The sequence below is a fragment of the Vibrio sp. 9-16B-A1 genome, assembly GCF_056726165.1.
Map to the genome: position 1 here is coordinate 36,244 of NZ_JBSDZD010000019.1, position 14,662 is coordinate 50,905.

Below are 14,662 nucleotides of genomic sequence, written 5' to 3' on the forward strand. Positions count from 1 at the left end.
ACTATTTCGTTTTACCTATGCTTAAACCGCAGCCGCACCGCCCACGATTTCAGACAGTTCCTGGGTAATCGCAGCCTGACGGGCTTTGTTGTACACCAGTTCCAGATCTTCAATCAGGTTGGTTGCGTTATCGGTTGCAGCTTTCATCGCAATCATTCGGGCCGCCTGCTCACAGGCAAGGTTTTCAACTACACCCTGATACACCTGAGATTCCACGTAACGCAGCAGCAGCGCGTCCAGCAGTGGTTTTGGCTCAGGTTCGTAGAGGTAGTCCCATGAATGCTCACGCTTCATCTCTTCGCTGTCCGATTTAGGCAAAGGTAGCAATTGATCGATCGTTGGTTCTTGTACCATGGTGTTCACAAAGTGGTTGTACACCACGTACAGACGATCAAGTTCGCCTTCATCATATTTCTTCAGCATCACGCCAACAGAACCGATCAGGTCTTCCAGGCTTGGGCTGTCGCCCAGACCAGATACCTGAGCCGCTACTTTCGCGCCGCTGTTATTGAAAAATGCCGTTGCTTTTGAACCGATAATTGCCAGTTCAACTTCAGCACCTTTCTCTTTCCAGTCCTGCATTTCGGTAATGGCTTTCTTGAACAGGTTAATGTTCAGGCCACCACACAGTCCGCGGTCTGTAGAAATAATGATGTAACCAACACGTTTGGCTTCACGCTCTTCCAGGTACGGATGACGGTACTCCAGATTCGCGTTTGCCACATGACCGATCACTTTACGCATTGTTTCCGCGTATGGACGTGAAGCTTCACGTGCGTCCTGACTGCGACGCATTTTTGAAGCTGCCACCATTTCCATCGCTTTCGTAATCTTCTGAGTGCTTTTTACACTCCCGATTTTATTACGTATCTCTTTTGCGCCGGCCATCGTTACTCTCCATTAGCAGGTGGCATCGCTGCCACCGACTGAATTACCAAGTTTGGGTTGCTTTAAAGTCGTCCACAATCTTCTTAAGTTGTGCTTCGACTTCATCGTTGTAAGCACCCGACTTGTCGATCTCAGCTGCAAATTCAGCGTAGTGACCGCGAGCGTACGATAGTAGAGCAGCTTCGAAGTCGAGAACTTTGTTCAGTTCTACGTCTTCAAGGTAGCCACGCTCAGCCGCGTAAATAACCAGAGCCTGGTCAAAAACAGACATAGGTGCGTACTGTTTCTGTTTCATCAGCTCAGTTACTTTCTGGCCGTGATCCAGCTGCTTCTTGGTTGACTCATCAAGGTCAGAAGAGAACTGTGCGAATGCCGCCAGTTCACGGTACGCTGCCAGAGCGGTACGGATACCACCAGACAGTTTCTTCATGATCTTGGTCTGTGCTGAACCACCTACACGGGATACCGAGATACCTGGGTCAACCGCTGGACGTACGCCGGCGTTGAACAGTTCGGTCTGCAGGAAGATCTGACCATCGGTAATCGAGATTACGTTAGTCGGTACGAATGCTGATACGTCACCCGCCTGGGTTTCGATGATTGGCAGTGCGGTCAGAGAACCGGTCTTGCCTTTCACTTCACCATTAGTGAAACGCTCTACATACTCTTCGTTTACACGAGCTGCACGCTCAAGCAGACGGGAGTGAAGGTAGAATACGTCACCCGGGAATGCCTCACGGCCTGGTGGACGTTTCAGAAGCAGAGAGATCTGACGGTAAGCAACAGCTTGCTTAGACAGGTCATCATAGATGATCAGGGCATCTTCACCGCGATCACGGAAGTATTCACCCATTGCACAACCAGCGTATGGCGCCAGGTATTGCAGTGCAGCAGATTCAGACGCAGAAGCCACCACAACAATGGTGTTTTCCAGAGCGCCGTGCTCTTCCAGTTTACGCACTACGTTTGCGATGGTAGAAGCTTTCTGACCAATTGCTACGTAGATAGAGAAAATACCAGAATCTTTCTGGTTGATGATCGCATCGATCGCCATCGCGGTTTTACCGGTCTGACGGTCACCGATGATAAGCTCACGCTGACCACGACCGATTGGGATCATGGAGTCAACCGACTTATAACCAGTTTGCACAGGCTGATCTACCGATTTACGGTCGATTACGCCTGGTGCGATCACTTCAACAGGTGACGACAGTTTTGCGTCGATAGGACCTTTACCGTCGATAGGCTCACCCAGCGTGTTCACTACGCGGCCTAGCAGTTCAGGACCAACTGGCACTTCAAGAATACGGCCAGTACCTGTTACTTTCATGCCTTCCTTAAGGTCAGCATATGGGCCCATTACTACCGCACCAACCGAGTCACGCTCAAGGTTCAGTGCCAGTGCATAACGGCCACCCGGTACTTCAATCATTTCACCTTGCATCACGTCCGCAAGGCCGTGGATGCGAATGATACCGTCGCTTACCGATACGATGGTACCTTCATTGCGGGCTTCACTAACAACTTCGAAAGACTCGATACGCTGTTTGATCAGTTCGCTAATTTCCGTGGAATTAAGTTGCATGCTCCAATCCCCATTAAGACTGCAATGCATCGCTCAGGCGGTTTAGTCGACCGCGTGCTGAGTTATCGATGACTAAGTCTCCGGCTCGAATAATAACCCCGCCAAGCAGGGCCTCATCTACACTGCAATTCAGCTTCACTTTGCGTTCAAAACGCTTCTCAAGTTTGGCACTGATGTCAGCCTGTTGCTCTTTAGTGAGCTCAGACGCAGAGATAACCTCTACGTCAATGTTCTTCTCATGCTCCTGTTTAAGAGCCTGGAATTGCACGCTTACATCAGGAAGAGCCGCCAGGCGGCCATTCTCAGCCATCACCTTCAGAAGGTTCTGGCCGTGCTCATCAACCTGGTCACCACAAACTGCCACAAACAGGTCTGCCATTTTCTCGGCAGCCACAGAGCTGGTGAACAGCTCTTTAATTTGGGCATCCTGGGCAACTTCAGCAGCAAAGGCCAACATCTGCTCCCACTGAGCCAGTTGGTCTTTTTCTGCCGCAAAGTCAAACGCTGCTTTAGCATAGGGGCGTGCGATTGTAGTCATATCAGACATATGCGCCCCCAAACTTAAAGTTTCGCAGTAATGTTATCGAGAATATCTTTCTGTGCGTCCTTATCGATAGAACGCTCCAGAATTTTCTCAGCACCAGCTAAAGCCAGAGTAGCAACTTGTTTGCGCAGGTCATCGCGTGCGCGAACTCGTTCAGCTTCAATCTCAGCCTGAGCCTGAGTAAGGATTTTCTGGCGTTCTGCCTGAGCTTCCTCACGGGCTTCATCTACGATTTGAGCTTTACGTTTGTTCGCTTGTTCGATGATCTCAGTTGCTGTGCGCTTTGCTTCTTTCAGTTGGTCAGAAGCATTGGCTTGTGCCAGGTCCAGATCTTTTGCAGCGCGTTCCGCAGCCTGCAAACCGTCAGCGATTTTTTGCTGACGCTCTTCGATCGCGCTGATGATGTGCGGCCATACATACTTCATGCAGAACCACACAAACAGTGCGAATGAGATTGCCTGACCCAGCAGAGTTGCGTTCATATTCACAACAGCTACCCCTCTATTTATTCTTCAGCGAATAATGTTCAATCCTGGCTTATTAGCCCAGCTGACCAACGAATGGGTTCGCGAAAGTGAACAGCAGTGCGATTACGATACCGATCATAGGGATCGCATCCAGCAGACCTGCGATGATGAACATCTTAACCTGTAGCATAGGAGCCATTTCTGGTTGACGTGCAGCGCCTTCAAGGAATTTACCACCCAGGATTGCGAAACCGATCGCGGTACCCAGTGCAGCAAGACCGACGATAATACCTACGGCGATTGCAGAAAAGCTCAGTAAAGTTTCCATTACTATCTCCAATTTATAGTTGTTGGCTTATTTGCCCAATAAAAAAGCTTAAAAAATTAATGATCAGAGTCTTCGTGTGCCATCGACAGATATACGATGGTCAACATCATGAATACGAAGGCTTGGATCGTGATAACCAGAATATGGAAAATAGCCCACGGGAGTGAACCTAACCATTGTAGCCACCATGGTAGCATTGCCGCACAAAGAATGAATACAACCTCACCCGCGAACATGTTACCGAACAGACGCATACCCAGCGAAAGTGGTTTAGCAAGCAGCGACACCACCTCGATCAGCAGGTTGAACGGGATCATGATTGGGTGATTGAACGGATGTAAAGCCAGTTCTTTGGCGAATCCACCCAGGCCTTTTACTTTGATGCTGTAGTAGATCATCAGAGCAAAAACGCCCAGAGCCATAGCCATGGTGATATTCACATCAGCTGAAGGCACCACTTTCAAGTAAGGGATACCGAGCCAATGCTCTGCCGGGTAAGGTAGAAAATCGATAGGAACTAAGTCCATCACGTTCATCAGGAATACCCAACAAAAGATAGTTAGTGCCAGTGGGGCAATCAGAGGGTTGCGTCCATGAAAGGTGTCTTTGACGTTGGTATCGACAAATTCCACAATCATTTCTACAGCACACTGAAGCTTACCTGGTACACCCGCTGTTGCTTTCTTAGCCACAGAGCGGAAGATCCATAGGAAGATCAACCCTGTAAACACAGAAAAAAACAGGCTATCGATATGTACGTTCCAGAAACTTGCCTCCTCCGCTACAAGACCCAGCTTATATGTAGACAGGTTTGTAAGGTGGTGGTCAATGTATCCGGACGACGTTAGCGCTTCACCTGGCGCAGCCATAACTCATCCTATTTTTTGTTGTTGATAAATAGTGCTGGCGCAAAGATGTTAACACCGAGAACCAGCAAATAGGTCAGTTTGAGGGGAACGAGTTCCACCTGCATATACATGTAGGCAACAGAGAAGAGGACCACTGTGATGAGGATTTTAAACGTTTCTCCCGCGTAAAATGAATTCGCGATGCGGCGGGCCGCTCGCGCTCCACTGTACTTAAAGGCAAAGAGAGCAAAGACTGCATTGGCAATGACAAAAATGCCGCCACCAATCAACGCTGAAATTCCCCAACCAGTATTGATGATGACACTCATCCCTACGGCCAGAAACATAACCACGCTAACTTGAATCATTAACAAGCGCTTGGCAAGCTCTCGTCCTGGTTTGGCTAGCGCAGCTACCATGTATTCGTACCTCGATTACAAAGCCATGCCCTCCACTAAGAGAACATGGCTGTTGGCGAAAATTATACGGTCAGGCGTCATTTTTGCAAACTGTCGGTAGCAAAAAGTCACACTTTTATTTACAAACCGTCAACTTTCGTTCGAAAACCAATTTTTCGTCACATTTGACCTAAATCAAGTATCGCACTTAGCGATCAAGGATTGCAATGAGTTGCTCAAATTTGTGATATTCATCAAGCGTAATCGTTACCTTCGCTTTACCGTTGGCATTGCGGATAACCGACACTTGTGAACCCCACTTTTCACTCAGTCGCAGGGAAATATCCTGTGCTTCCTGGTCAATTGGCGCTTTTTTATCTTCAACCTCAGGTGAAAGATACTTTTTAACTAACTGTTCGGTCTGGCGCACGGTCATCTGCTTCTTCGCGACCAGATGTGCAGCTTCAACCTGCTGCTCACCGTCCAGGGCAAGTAAAGCCCGGGCATGCCCCATTTCCAGTTTTCTGTCGGTAACCAGACTCTTTACGTCATCCTGAAGCTGATTCAGGCGTAATATGTTGCTTACCGCTGTACGTGACTTACCGATCGCATCCGCGACCTGCTGATGGCTGAGTTCAAACTCATGCTGCAGACGCTCAAGCGCCTGAGCTTCTTCAATCACGTTCAGGTCTTCACGCTGAATGTTCTCAATCAGCGCCATGGCAATCGCCGCGCGATCGGCCACTTTCTTCACCAGACACGGCACCACTTTCAGACCAGCCTGTCTGGCTGCACGCCAGCGACGCTCACCGGCGATAATTTCGTAACTTTCTTCGCCGACCTGGCGAACCACGACCGGCTGGATAACGCCCTGAGCACTGATCGATGCCGCCAGCTCACTCAGCGCATCCGGTTCCATATCTTTACGGGGCTGGTAAGTGCCCGCTTTCAGCTGTGATACCGGAATATCAAGCAACTCGCCTTCCGTCGACATCGACTGACTGTGGGCGACCGCCTGTTGTTTTTCACGGGCTACTGAACTGGTCGCCAGCAGGGCGTCCAGGCCTTTACCTAAACCGCGTTTAGACATCAACGTATCCTTTAAATTGTTCTGTAGCTTATGCAGGGACTTCTTCGCGGCGCAGCATCTCTCCGGCCAGTGCCAGGTATGCTTTGGCACCTGCCGAGTACTTATCATAGTACATTGCAGGCTTACCGTGGCTCGGCGCTTCTGCCAGACGGACATTACGCGGGATCACGGTGCGATAGACTTTATCACCAAAGTGCTGCTTGAGTTGATCGGACACCTCGTTTGACAGGCGGTTACGCGGGTCATACATGGTGCGAAGCAGGCCTTCGATTTTTAAGTTTTCATTCACTACAGCGGCCAGTTTACTGATGGTGTCCATCAGTGCGGTCAGCCCTTCCAGCGCGAAATACTCACACTGCATAGGGACCAGAACCGAGTCTGACGCGGCCATAGCGTTGATTGTAAGGAGGTTGAGAGAAGGAGGACAATCGATAAAGATGAAATCATAGTTATCGCGGACTGATTGTAAGCAATTCTTAAGACGGATCTCGCGGGCAAACACTTCCATCAGCTTGATTTCAGCTGCTGTCACGTCACCGTTGGCCGCGATCAGATCATAGCCGCCGCTGGTTCTGCGACACACCACGTCCTCGAACGGTGTCTCTTCAACCAGCAGGTCGTAAGCAGTGGCGTCCACCTGATATTTGTCGACGCCGCTGGCCATGGTTGCGTTGCCCTGTGGGTCGAGATCAATCACCAGTACCTTGCGCCGTGTTGCAGCCATTGATGCCGCCAAGTTAACACAAGTCGTTGTTTTCCCTACGCCGCCTTTCTGGTTGGCAATTGATATGATTCTTCCCACGTTTAAACCCCGTTATTCATCCTCACGAGACAAAGTTACTAAATGTCTCTCGCCTTCAAGCTCAGGAACTTGCAAAGCTTTGATTTCGGTCACAGAACACCATTCAGGCAGATCATCCAGCTCGTCCTGGGGATGGGTTCCTTTAAGGGCTAAAAATACCCCGGTTTTGGCTTTTGGTAAATGGTGACACCACTCAACCATGTCGCGAATTGACGCAAATGCGCGGCTGAGCACAGCATCGAAGCCGGTTTCAGGCTGAAACTCTTCCACCCGGCTCTGAACCGGGGTGACATTTTCGATTTTCAGCTCGTGCACCACCTGCTTAAGGAAACGCACGCGCTTACCCAGGCTGTCGAGCAGGGTAAATTCTTTGTCCGGGTTCATGATAGACAGCGGAATCCCCGGCAGACCCGGGCCGGTGCCCACATCGATAAAGCGCTCACCCGGTAAGTGAGGGCTTACAACGATACTGTCGAGAATATGCTTGACCATCATCTCCTGCGGATCACGTACCGAGGTCAGGTTGTAAGCCTTGTTCCACTTGTGCAGCAGTTCCACGTAACCAACCAGCTGCTCACGCTGACGCTCACTGACTTCAAGGTCAGTCTGGGCGATAAGGCGGTCTAATGTCGTTCTCAGTGCGCTCATTACGCCTCTCCTTTTTTCAGCATGCCGTGTTTTTTAAGGTGAACCAGCAGAATCGAGACTGCGGCCGGAGTAATACCAGAGATACGCGATGCGATACCAATGGTTTCCGGTTTGGCGTCAGTCAGCTTGGCCACCACTTCGTTAGACAGGCCTTTCACCTGACTGTAATCGAGATCCGCCGGCAGCTGAGTGTGCTCGTGACGCAGGGATTTTTCGATCTCATCCTGCTGACGCTGGATATAACCTTCGTATTTGACCTGAATTTCGACCTGTTCAGCGGCCTGTGCATCTTCCATCGCTGGCGCAAACGCATCCAGCTGAGTCAGAAGATCGTAGTTCAGTTCCGGACGGCGCAGCAGATCTTCACCGCTTGCTTCACGGATCATCGGCGTTTTCAGCAGGGCATTCAGGGCATCGACCCCTTCTGATTTCGGGTTCATCCAGGTGGAGCGCAGACGCTGGCGTTCCAGCTCAATGTTCTCCACTTTCTGGTTGAAGCGTGCCCAGCGCTCATCGCTGATAAGACCCAGTTCACGGCCTTTTTCGGTCAGACGCAGGTCGGCGTTGTCTTCACGCAGCAGCAGACGGTATTCGGCGCGCGAGGTAAACATGCGGTACGGCTCTTTGGTGCCCATGGTCGACAGGTCGTCGATCAGTACGCCCATGTATGCTTCATCACGGCGCGGGCTCCAGCCCTCTTTGCCCTGAGCGTACAGGCTGGCGTTCAGACCGGCCATCAGGCCCTGGGCCGCCGCTTCTTCGTAGCCGGTAGTGCCGTTGATCTGGCCCGCAAAGAACAGACCGGAGATAAATTTGGTTTCGTAGGTTTGCTTCAGGTCACGCGGGTCGAAGAAATCGTACTCGATCGCGTAGCCCGGACGCACGATATGCGCGTTCTCAAACCCTTTCATCGAGCGGACGATCTGCACCTGCACATCAAACGGCAGGCTGGTGGAGATCCCGTTCGGGTAAAGCTCGTGAGTGGTCAGGCCCTCAGGCTCAATAAAGATCTGGTGGCTGTTTTTGTCAGCAAAACGCATCACCTTGTCTTCGATAGACGGACAGTATCGCGGGCCAATCCCTTCGATCACGCCGGCATACATCGGGCTGCGATCCAGGTTATTGCGGATCACGTCGTGAGTCTGCTCATTGGTATGAGTGATAAAACACGGGATCTGACGCGGATGCTGGCTGCGGTTGCCCATAAAGGAAAAGACCGGAGTCGGGTTATCGCCGTGCTGCGCCTGCAGTACTGAAAAATCAACGCTGCGCGCATCAATACGCGGTGGAGTGCCGGTTTTCAGGCGATCAACACGGAAAGGCATTTCACGCAAACGATCCGCCAGTGCGATCGAAGGAGGATCGCCTGCACGGCCTCCTGCGCTGCTTTCCATACCAATATGGATCTTACCGCCAAGGAAGGTGCCAACGGTCAGTACAACGGCTTTGGCGTGGAATTTGAGGCCCATTTGGGTAACAACACCCACCACACGATCCTGTTCAACGATCAAATCGTCGACCGACTGCTGAAACAGGGTCAGATTCGGTGTGTTTTCCAGTGCTTCACGGACATAGGCTTTGTAAAGCGCACGGTCAGCCTGGGCGCGGGTTGCGCGTACTGCCGGCCCTTTGGACGCGTTCAGAGTTCGGAACTGAATACCGGAATGATCAATCGCTTCAGCCATCAGGCCGCCAAGCGCATCTACTTCTTTTACCAGGTGGCCTTTGCCGATCCCGCCAATCGCCGGGTTACATGACATCTGGCCAAGGGTATCAATATTGTGTGTCAGCAATAATGTGCGCTGACCGGTTCTCGCAGATGAGAGGGCAGCTTCCGTTCCTGCATGTCCGCCACCAACCACAATGACGTCAAAATTTTCGTGATAAAGCATGAACTGGCCTCAGGTATTCAATTCTGGTTTGCATAGTCAAAAGGAGCGCTATTCTACCTCCTTTCCGGGTCAGTGAAAAACGATTTTGGATCGATCTGGAGCGAATTAAATATATATAAGATCTATATAGAGATCTTTTATTGGATCTATTATTAAAGAGACACGATCGTGTGGATAACTGGAAAATGATCAACAGGATCATTGGTTTTGGGAAGATTACTTCCTGTGATCCGCCTTTGATCTGAACCGGTATTAACTGGGATCAAAAATGGTGCTTATCCACAGAGGAGGCGATCGCCCGATCTTATTATTTGGATAACTATAGGTTGATCACCGGATAGATCTATAGTTATCCACATACGTTTTGTTTAAAAAAGCAGCGAACGAACCTGCTGCTTTTTATTTTCTTCAGAACTGAGCCAGGTTTTGCTTCAGCCAGACTTCGGCTTCATCTTCCGGTACCGGGCAGTTCAGTACGTCGATTTCACAGATGTCACACAGGGGGGTGGCACCAATATCCTGCAGCAGGGCGTGTGCATGATGGCCGGCACCACAGAAAGTGTCGTAGCTTGAATCACCAATTGCGACCACGGCATAGCGGACAGAGGTCATTTTTGGCGGCGTATCCTGCAGGGCCTGAATAAAAGGCTGGATGTTGTCCGGGTAGTCACCGGCACCGTGGGTAGAAGTGACCACCAGCCAGGTTCCTTCTGCCGGAATGTCCGTCAGCTCAGGCTGATTGTGAATCGTGGTTTCATGGCCGGCTCCTGACAGCAGGTCACTCAGGTGGTCGCCAACGTATTCAGCACCGCCCAGGGTACTGCCGGTAATAATGTGGATCATGCGGGGTCCTTTTGAATAACTTGTCGGGATTTATAGTAGCGGATCGCTTATCCCGGTTAAATGCCTGATCAGGATAAAGTGTGGACAGAAACCGGATCGACCCGGCAGATGGTGGATCATAGCGGGAATGATCTTATTAAGGGGTGTGGGTAAGATCATCAGGTGATCGGGAGGCATAAAAAAGCCCGGCGTCGTGCCGGGCTGTATAAAGCAGGAAGAGAGACTACTTACCGATACAGAACGAGGAGAAAATCCGTCCCAGCAGGTCGTCTGAGCTGAACTCACCCGTGATTTCATTCAGGTGCTGCTGGGCGATGCGCAGCTCTTCAGCGAGGATTTCCCCGGCCATAAAGCCTTCCAGCTGCTGCTGACCGATATCCAGGTGCTCTGCGGCGCGCTCCAGCGCGTCCAGGTGACGGCGGCGGGCCATAAAGCCGCCTTCCTGGTTGCCGGTAAAGCCCATGATCTCTTTGAGGTGGTTACGCAGGGCATCCACACCCACGCCGGTTTTGGCCGACAGGCGGATCAGGGTTGGCTGGTTCACGTGGCAGATCCCCATCTCTTCACCGGTCTGATCGGCTTTGTTGCGGATCACGGTAATGCCGATCTGCTCCGGCAGGCGGTCGATAAAGTCCGGCCAGATCTCTTTCGGGTCGGTGGCATCCGTGGTGGTGCCATCCACCATAAACAGTACCCGGTCCGCCTGTTCGATCTCTTCCCACGCGCGTTCGATACCGATTTTTTCCACTTCGTCGGACGCATCACGCAGACCGGCGGTATCGATGATGTGCAGCGGCATACCATCGATGTGGATGTGCTCACGCAGCACGTCACGGGTGGTACCGGCGATGTCGGTCACGATGGCGCTCTCTTTGCCGGACAGGGCGTTCAGCAGGCTCGACTTGCCAGCGTTCGGACGACCGGCGATCACCACTTTCATCCCCTCACGCATGATAGCGCCCTGGTTGGCTTCCTGACGTACGGCAGCCAGGTTATCGATGATGCCCTGTAAGTCGGCGCTCACTTTTCCGTCAGCCAGAAAGTCGATTTCTTCTTCCGGGAAGTCGATCGCTGCTTCCACATAGATACGCAGATGGATAAGGGATTCCACCAGGGTCTGGATACGTTTTGAGAACTGGCCCTGCAGCGACTGCAGCGCAGATTTGGCCGCTTCTTCTGAGCTGGCGTCGATAAGATCCGCGATGGCCTCTGCCTGGGTCAGGTCCATTTTGTCGTTGAGGAAAGCGCGTTCAGAGAACTCACCCGGGCGTGCCGGACGCACACCTGAAATCTTCAGGATGCGTTTGATCAGCATGTCCATCACGACCGGGCCGCCGTGTCCCTGCAGCTCCAGTACGTCTTCGCCGGTAAAGGAGTGCGGGTTCGGGAAGTAAAGCGCGATACCCTGGTCCAGTTCCTGGCCATTTTCATCTTTAAATGGCAGGTATTCGGCGTAGCGGGGTCTGAGGCTTTTGCCCGTGACTTCTTCTGCTACCTGGCATGCCAGCGGGCCGGATACACGAATGATGCCGACGCCACCACGGCCGGGGGCGGTCGCCTGTGCGACGATGGTTTCTGTTGTCATAACCTGTCCTGACCGGGCTGTTGCCCGTTATAAAATCTTAATCTGGTGAATTGTAATCACCTGAAAACAAAAAGGCGACCTTTTGGCCGCCTTTGGTTCAGCTTGTGGGCTTACTTAGAGTGTAAGCCTTTCTTTTCCAGAGCCTTGTAAATCAGGGTCTGCTGGATAAGGGTAACGATGTTCGATACCAGCCAGTACAGAACCAGACCTGAAGGGAACCACAGGAAGAAGAAGGTGAACATAACCGGCATAAAGGTCATGATCTTCTGCTGCATTGGATCCGTCACTGTGGTTGGGCTCATCTTCTGAATAAGGAACATGGATGCACCCATCAGCAGTGGCAGGATGAAGTATGGATCCTGAGCTGACAGGTCGTGAATCCAGAAGAAGAACGGCGAGTGACGCAGTTCAACTGATTCCATCAGAGACCAGTACAGGGCGATGAAGATAGGCATCTGCAGGAAGATTGGCAGACAGCCGCCCAGCGGGTTTACCTTCTCTTTCTTATACAGTTCCATCATCTCCTGGCTCATGCGCTGACGGTCGTCGCCGATGCGCTCACGCATTGCCTGCAGTTTTGGCTGCAGCATACGCATTTTCGCCATTGAGGTGTACTGAGCCTTGGTCAGCGGGTACATAGCACCACGCACGATGAAGGTCAGGATGATGATCGCGATACCCCAGTTAGATACGAAGCTCTGGATGAACGACAGCAGTGAGTGCAGTGGTTTTGCGATAAACCACAGCCAGCCGTAGTCAACAACCAGGTCCAGGTACTCAGCGGTTGCCGCCATCTGGTCCTGAAGTTTAGGACCGGCCCACAGGGTCGCAGAGAATTTGGCTTCGCCACCGTTGGCTACGGTAGTGTCCGGCATACGCACACCGATATCGGCCAGGTTGCCGGTTACGCGGCTGTACAGCAGGGTGCCTGGCTGTTTTTCCGGGATCCACGCGCTGGCGAAGTAGTGTTGCAGCATCGCAACCCAGCCTTTGCCGTGTTCCAGTTCAACCAGCAGGTTGCGGTCCTGCATGTCTTCGAAGCTGTATTTCTTGTAACGATCGTTTTCAGTCGAGAACGCACCACCACGGTAAGTTGGCATTGCCAGATTACCGCCTTTGTCCATCACGTTCTGACGCAGGTGAGCGTACATCGCGAACTCAGCAGCGCTGCCAGAGTTGTTGATTACATCGTATTCAACCTTGATCGCGTAGCTGCCGCGGGTCAGTACGAAAGTTTTCACAAACTCGATGCCGTTTTCTGAGTACGTCATCGGAATGCGAAGTTCGTTCTGGCCGTCAGCCAGCGTAAAGCTGTCAGCATCAACCTGGAAGTTCGGACGGTTGCCGCTCTTCTTGTCCAGGCCCAGCAGACCGCTTTGTGCGATATAGGTGTGGCCCTGAGTATTTTTCAGCAGCACGAACGGGTCTTCGGAGTCCAGCTCTGCGTCATACTGGTTCAGCTTGGCTGACACTACGTCGCCGCCGAAAGTATCAATAGACAGAGTAAGTACATCCGTGTTTACGCTGACAAGGCGCTCAGTTGATGAACTTGTCTGCGGTGCCGGATCTGCCAAATCATCAGCAAAAGACGGCGCAGGTAGGGAACTGCTGTTTTGAGTCTGCACTGTTTGAGGAGCTGGGTTCTTATAGGCCTGCCACTGGTTGTACAGCAGGAAAGAAACCAGGGCCAAAGCGAGCAGCAGGATATTACGTTGAGAATCCATCGTTATTTATCTCTGTCTTGTTTTTGGACTGGTGGTGGAACGGGGTCATATCCCCCTTCGCTCAAAGGATGGCATTTTAATAGACGTTTGCCGGATAACCAACACCCTTTTAAAAAACCGTGAGCTTTCAGCGCTTCTATCGCGTATTGAGAGCAGGTTGGGGTGTAACGGCAACGTGGTCCTAACAAAGGACTGATAATCCACTGATAGAGTTTAACCAGTCCTATGGTTAACCACGCGAACGGCGAGACAGGCGATGCCATAATTTGTCGAATAGCTTGAACATTTCTTCGTTGCTTAAATCCTGGGCGCTTTTCTTGGCAATGACAACAAAATCTTTGTTTGGAAGCTGATGTTGTTTGTTACGAAAACTTTCGCGGGCCAAACGCTTAAACCGGTTGCGGCCTACAGCAGTTTTGATTTGCTTTTTAGGAACAGCCAGACCAAGACGGGGATGAGAAAGGGAGTTTTCTCTGGCAATGATGGTGAAATGAGGCGAGCCAGCTCGGTGAGCTTGCTGGAAGACATGTTTGTAATGCTCGGGAGTTAACAAGCGTAACTCCCGATTGAACGCGTACTTGCTCAAAATAATTCGCAATTATTTTGAAAGGCGCGCACGGCCTTTAGCACGACGTGCATTAATTACTTTACGACCGTTCTTAGTCGCCATGCGTGCACGGAAACCGTGGGTACGCTTACGCTTCAGAACTGAAGGTTGAAAAGTGCGTTTCATGGATATTACCTTTACTGATCAGTAGTTTTTAGGTTCATTGCTAAACCCGGCGTGGGACAAACATTCTTCTTTATATATAAGAAGAAAATCCGACGCCTCTCAACAAAGAGGCGGAATTGTAATCACTGACCCGCTGAGAGTCAATAATTGGGTTTAGAAAATTCCGGCGTGCGATTATACGGGTTGTGAGCTGAATCGCAAGGATCTGAGTGATGATCTTTTCGCCGGGAGCGATCAAAGCTGGTGATAACCTTGTGGATCAAATTACACCGCTGTGGATGAAAAGT

Annotated in this window: 17 protein-coding genes; all 17 read right to left on the minus strand. The window is 51.3% G+C overall.

Annotation, left to right across the window (positions count from 1 at the left end; genetic code table 11):
* Nucleotides 1–21 precede the first annotated feature (21 nt).
* The gene (gene atpG / locus ACVB80_RS22120) at nt 22–888 is read right to left on the minus strand and encodes a F0F1 ATP synthase subunit gamma (RefSeq protein WP_481083463.1); all 867 of its coding nucleotides are present in this window, start codon (nt 886–888) and stop codon (nt 22–24) included.
* A gap of 43 nt (nt 889–931) precedes the next feature.
* The gene (gene atpA / locus ACVB80_RS22125; RefSeq protein ID WP_481083464.1) at nt 932–2,473 is read right to left on the minus strand and encodes a F0F1 ATP synthase subunit alpha; all 1,542 of its coding nucleotides are present in this window, start codon (nt 2,471–2,473) and stop codon (nt 932–934) included.
* A 13-nt stretch (nt 2,474–2,486) separates the two neighbouring features.
* Nucleotides 2,487–3,020, minus strand: a complete 534-nt coding sequence (gene atpH / locus ACVB80_RS22130) for a F0F1 ATP synthase subunit delta (protein WP_481083465.1) — start codon at nt 3,018–3,020, stop codon at nt 2,487–2,489.
* 14 nt (nt 3,021–3,034) lie between these two features.
* Entirely contained in the window at nt 3,035–3,505 is a 471-nt protein-coding gene (atpF, locus tag ACVB80_RS22135) for a F0F1 ATP synthase subunit B (RefSeq protein ID WP_481083466.1), read from the minus strand.
* Nucleotides 3,506–3,557: 52 nt separating this feature from the next.
* Entirely contained in the window at nt 3,558–3,812 is a 255-nt protein-coding gene (gene atpE, locus ACVB80_RS22140) for a F0F1 ATP synthase subunit C (RefSeq protein ID WP_481083467.1), read from the minus strand.
* A 56-nt stretch (nt 3,813–3,868) separates the two neighbouring features.
* On the minus strand, nt 3,869–4,681 hold the full coding sequence (gene atpB, locus ACVB80_RS22145; protein WP_481083468.1) for a F0F1 ATP synthase subunit A: 813 nt from the start codon (nt 4,679–4,681) through the stop codon (nt 3,869–3,871).
* A gap of 8 nt (nt 4,682–4,689) precedes the next feature.
* A complete protein-coding gene (locus ACVB80_RS22150; protein WP_481083469.1) occupies nt 4,690–5,079 on the minus strand; it encodes a F0F1 ATP synthase subunit I in 390 nt (129 codons plus the stop codon).
* Between the two features lie 187 nt (nt 5,080–5,266).
* On the minus strand, nt 5,267–6,148 hold the full coding sequence (locus ACVB80_RS22155; RefSeq protein WP_481083470.1) for a ParB/RepB/Spo0J family partition protein: 882 nt from the start codon (nt 6,146–6,148) through the stop codon (nt 5,267–5,269).
* 28 nt (nt 6,149–6,176) lie between these two features.
* On the minus strand, nt 6,177–6,950 hold the full coding sequence (locus tag ACVB80_RS22160) for a ParA family protein (RefSeq protein WP_481083471.1): 774 nt from the start codon (nt 6,948–6,950) through the stop codon (nt 6,177–6,179).
* Between the two features lie 12 nt (nt 6,951–6,962).
* Entirely contained in the window at nt 6,963–7,598 is a 636-nt protein-coding gene (gene rsmG / locus ACVB80_RS22165) for a 16S rRNA (guanine(527)-N(7))-methyltransferase RsmG (protein ID WP_481083472.1), read from the minus strand.
* Entirely contained in the window at nt 7,598–9,490 is a 1,893-nt protein-coding gene (mnmG, locus tag ACVB80_RS22170) for a tRNA uridine-5-carboxymethylaminomethyl(34) synthesis enzyme MnmG (RefSeq protein WP_481083473.1), read from the minus strand. The genes rsmG and mnmG overlap by 1 nt, the downstream gene beginning before the upstream one ends.
* 408 nt (nt 9,491–9,898) lie before the next feature.
* A complete protein-coding gene (mioC, locus tag ACVB80_RS22175; RefSeq protein ID WP_481083474.1) occupies nt 9,899–10,333 on the minus strand; it encodes an FMN-binding protein MioC in 435 nt (144 codons plus the stop codon).
* Between the two features lie 223 nt (nt 10,334–10,556).
* Nucleotides 10,557–11,918: a tRNA uridine-5-carboxymethylaminomethyl(34) synthesis GTPase MnmE gene (mnmE, locus tag ACVB80_RS22180; protein ID WP_481083475.1), complete on the minus strand. Its 1,362-nt coding sequence runs from the start codon at nt 11,916–11,918 to the stop codon at nt 10,557–10,559.
* A 110-nt stretch (nt 11,919–12,028) separates the two neighbouring features.
* Nucleotides 12,029–13,642: a membrane protein insertase YidC gene (gene yidC, locus ACVB80_RS22185; RefSeq protein WP_481083476.1), complete on the minus strand. Its 1,614-nt coding sequence runs from the start codon at nt 13,640–13,642 to the stop codon at nt 12,029–12,031.
* Nucleotides 13,643–13,644: 2 nt separating this feature from the next.
* Nucleotides 13,645–13,905 (minus strand): membrane protein insertion efficiency factor YidD, encoded by a 261-nt coding sequence (gene yidD / locus ACVB80_RS22190; protein WP_481083477.1) that lies wholly within the window; start codon nt 13,903–13,905, stop codon nt 13,645–13,647.
* Nucleotides 13,872–14,195 carry a ribonuclease P protein component gene (rnpA, locus tag ACVB80_RS22195; RefSeq protein ID WP_481083478.1) on the minus strand — a complete coding sequence of 108 codons (324 nt, stop codon included), beginning with the start codon at nt 14,193–14,195 and terminating at the stop codon, nt 13,872–13,874. Before rnpA ends, yidD begins: the two co-directional genes overlap by 34 nt.
* A 45-nt stretch (nt 14,196–14,240) precedes the next feature.
* The gene (gene rpmH / locus ACVB80_RS22200; RefSeq protein ID WP_006880025.1) at nt 14,241–14,375 is read right to left on the minus strand and encodes a 50S ribosomal protein L34; all 135 of its coding nucleotides are present in this window, start codon (nt 14,373–14,375) and stop codon (nt 14,241–14,243) included.
* Nucleotides 14,376–14,662: the final 287 nt, after the last annotated feature.

Coding starts and splice junctions, on each gene's coding strand:
- mnmE (WP_481083475.1), bottom strand. CDS start 11,918: ATGACAACAGAAACCATCGTCGCACAGGCGACCGCCCCCGGCCGTGGT.
- yidC (WP_481083476.1), bottom strand. CDS start 13,642: ATGGATTCTCAACGTAATATCCTGCTGCTCGCTTTGGCCCTGGTTTCT.
- atpA (WP_481083464.1), bottom strand. CDS start 2,473: ATGCAACTTAATTCCACGGAAATTAGCGAACTGATCAAACAGCGTATC.
- mnmG (WP_481083473.1), bottom strand. CDS start 9,490: ATGCTTTATCACGAAAATTTTGACGTCATTGTGGTTGGTGGCGGACAT.
- rsmG (WP_481083472.1), bottom strand. CDS start 7,598: ATGAGCGCACTGAGAACGACATTAGACCGCCTTATCGCCCAGACTGAC.
- ACVB80_RS22155 (WP_481083470.1), bottom strand. CDS start 6,148: ATGTCTAAACGCGGTTTAGGTAAAGGCCTGGACGCCCTGCTGGCGACC.
- mioC (WP_481083474.1), bottom strand. CDS start 10,333: ATGATCCACATTATTACCGGCAGTACCCTGGGCGGTGCTGAATACGTT.
- ACVB80_RS22150 (WP_481083469.1), bottom strand. CDS start 5,079: ATGGTAGCTGCGCTAGCCAAACCAGGACGAGAGCTTGCCAAGCGCTTG.
- atpG (WP_481083463.1), bottom strand. CDS start 888: ATGGCCGGCGCAAAAGAGATACGTAATAAAATCGGGAGTGTAAAAAGC.
- rpmH (WP_006880025.1), bottom strand. CDS start 14,375: ATGAAACGCACTTTTCAACCTTCAGTTCTGAAGCGTAAGCGTACCCAC.
- yidD (WP_481083477.1), bottom strand. CDS start 13,905: ATGGCATCGCCTGTCTCGCCGTTCGCGTGGTTAACCATAGGACTGGTT.
- atpB (WP_481083468.1), bottom strand. CDS start 4,681: ATGGCTGCGCCAGGTGAAGCGCTAACGTCGTCCGGATACATTGACCAC.
- atpE (WP_481083467.1), bottom strand. CDS start 3,812: ATGGAAACTTTACTGAGCTTTTCTGCAATCGCCGTAGGTATTATCGTC.
- atpH (WP_481083465.1), bottom strand. CDS start 3,020: ATGTCTGATATGACTACAATCGCACGCCCCTATGCTAAAGCAGCGTTT.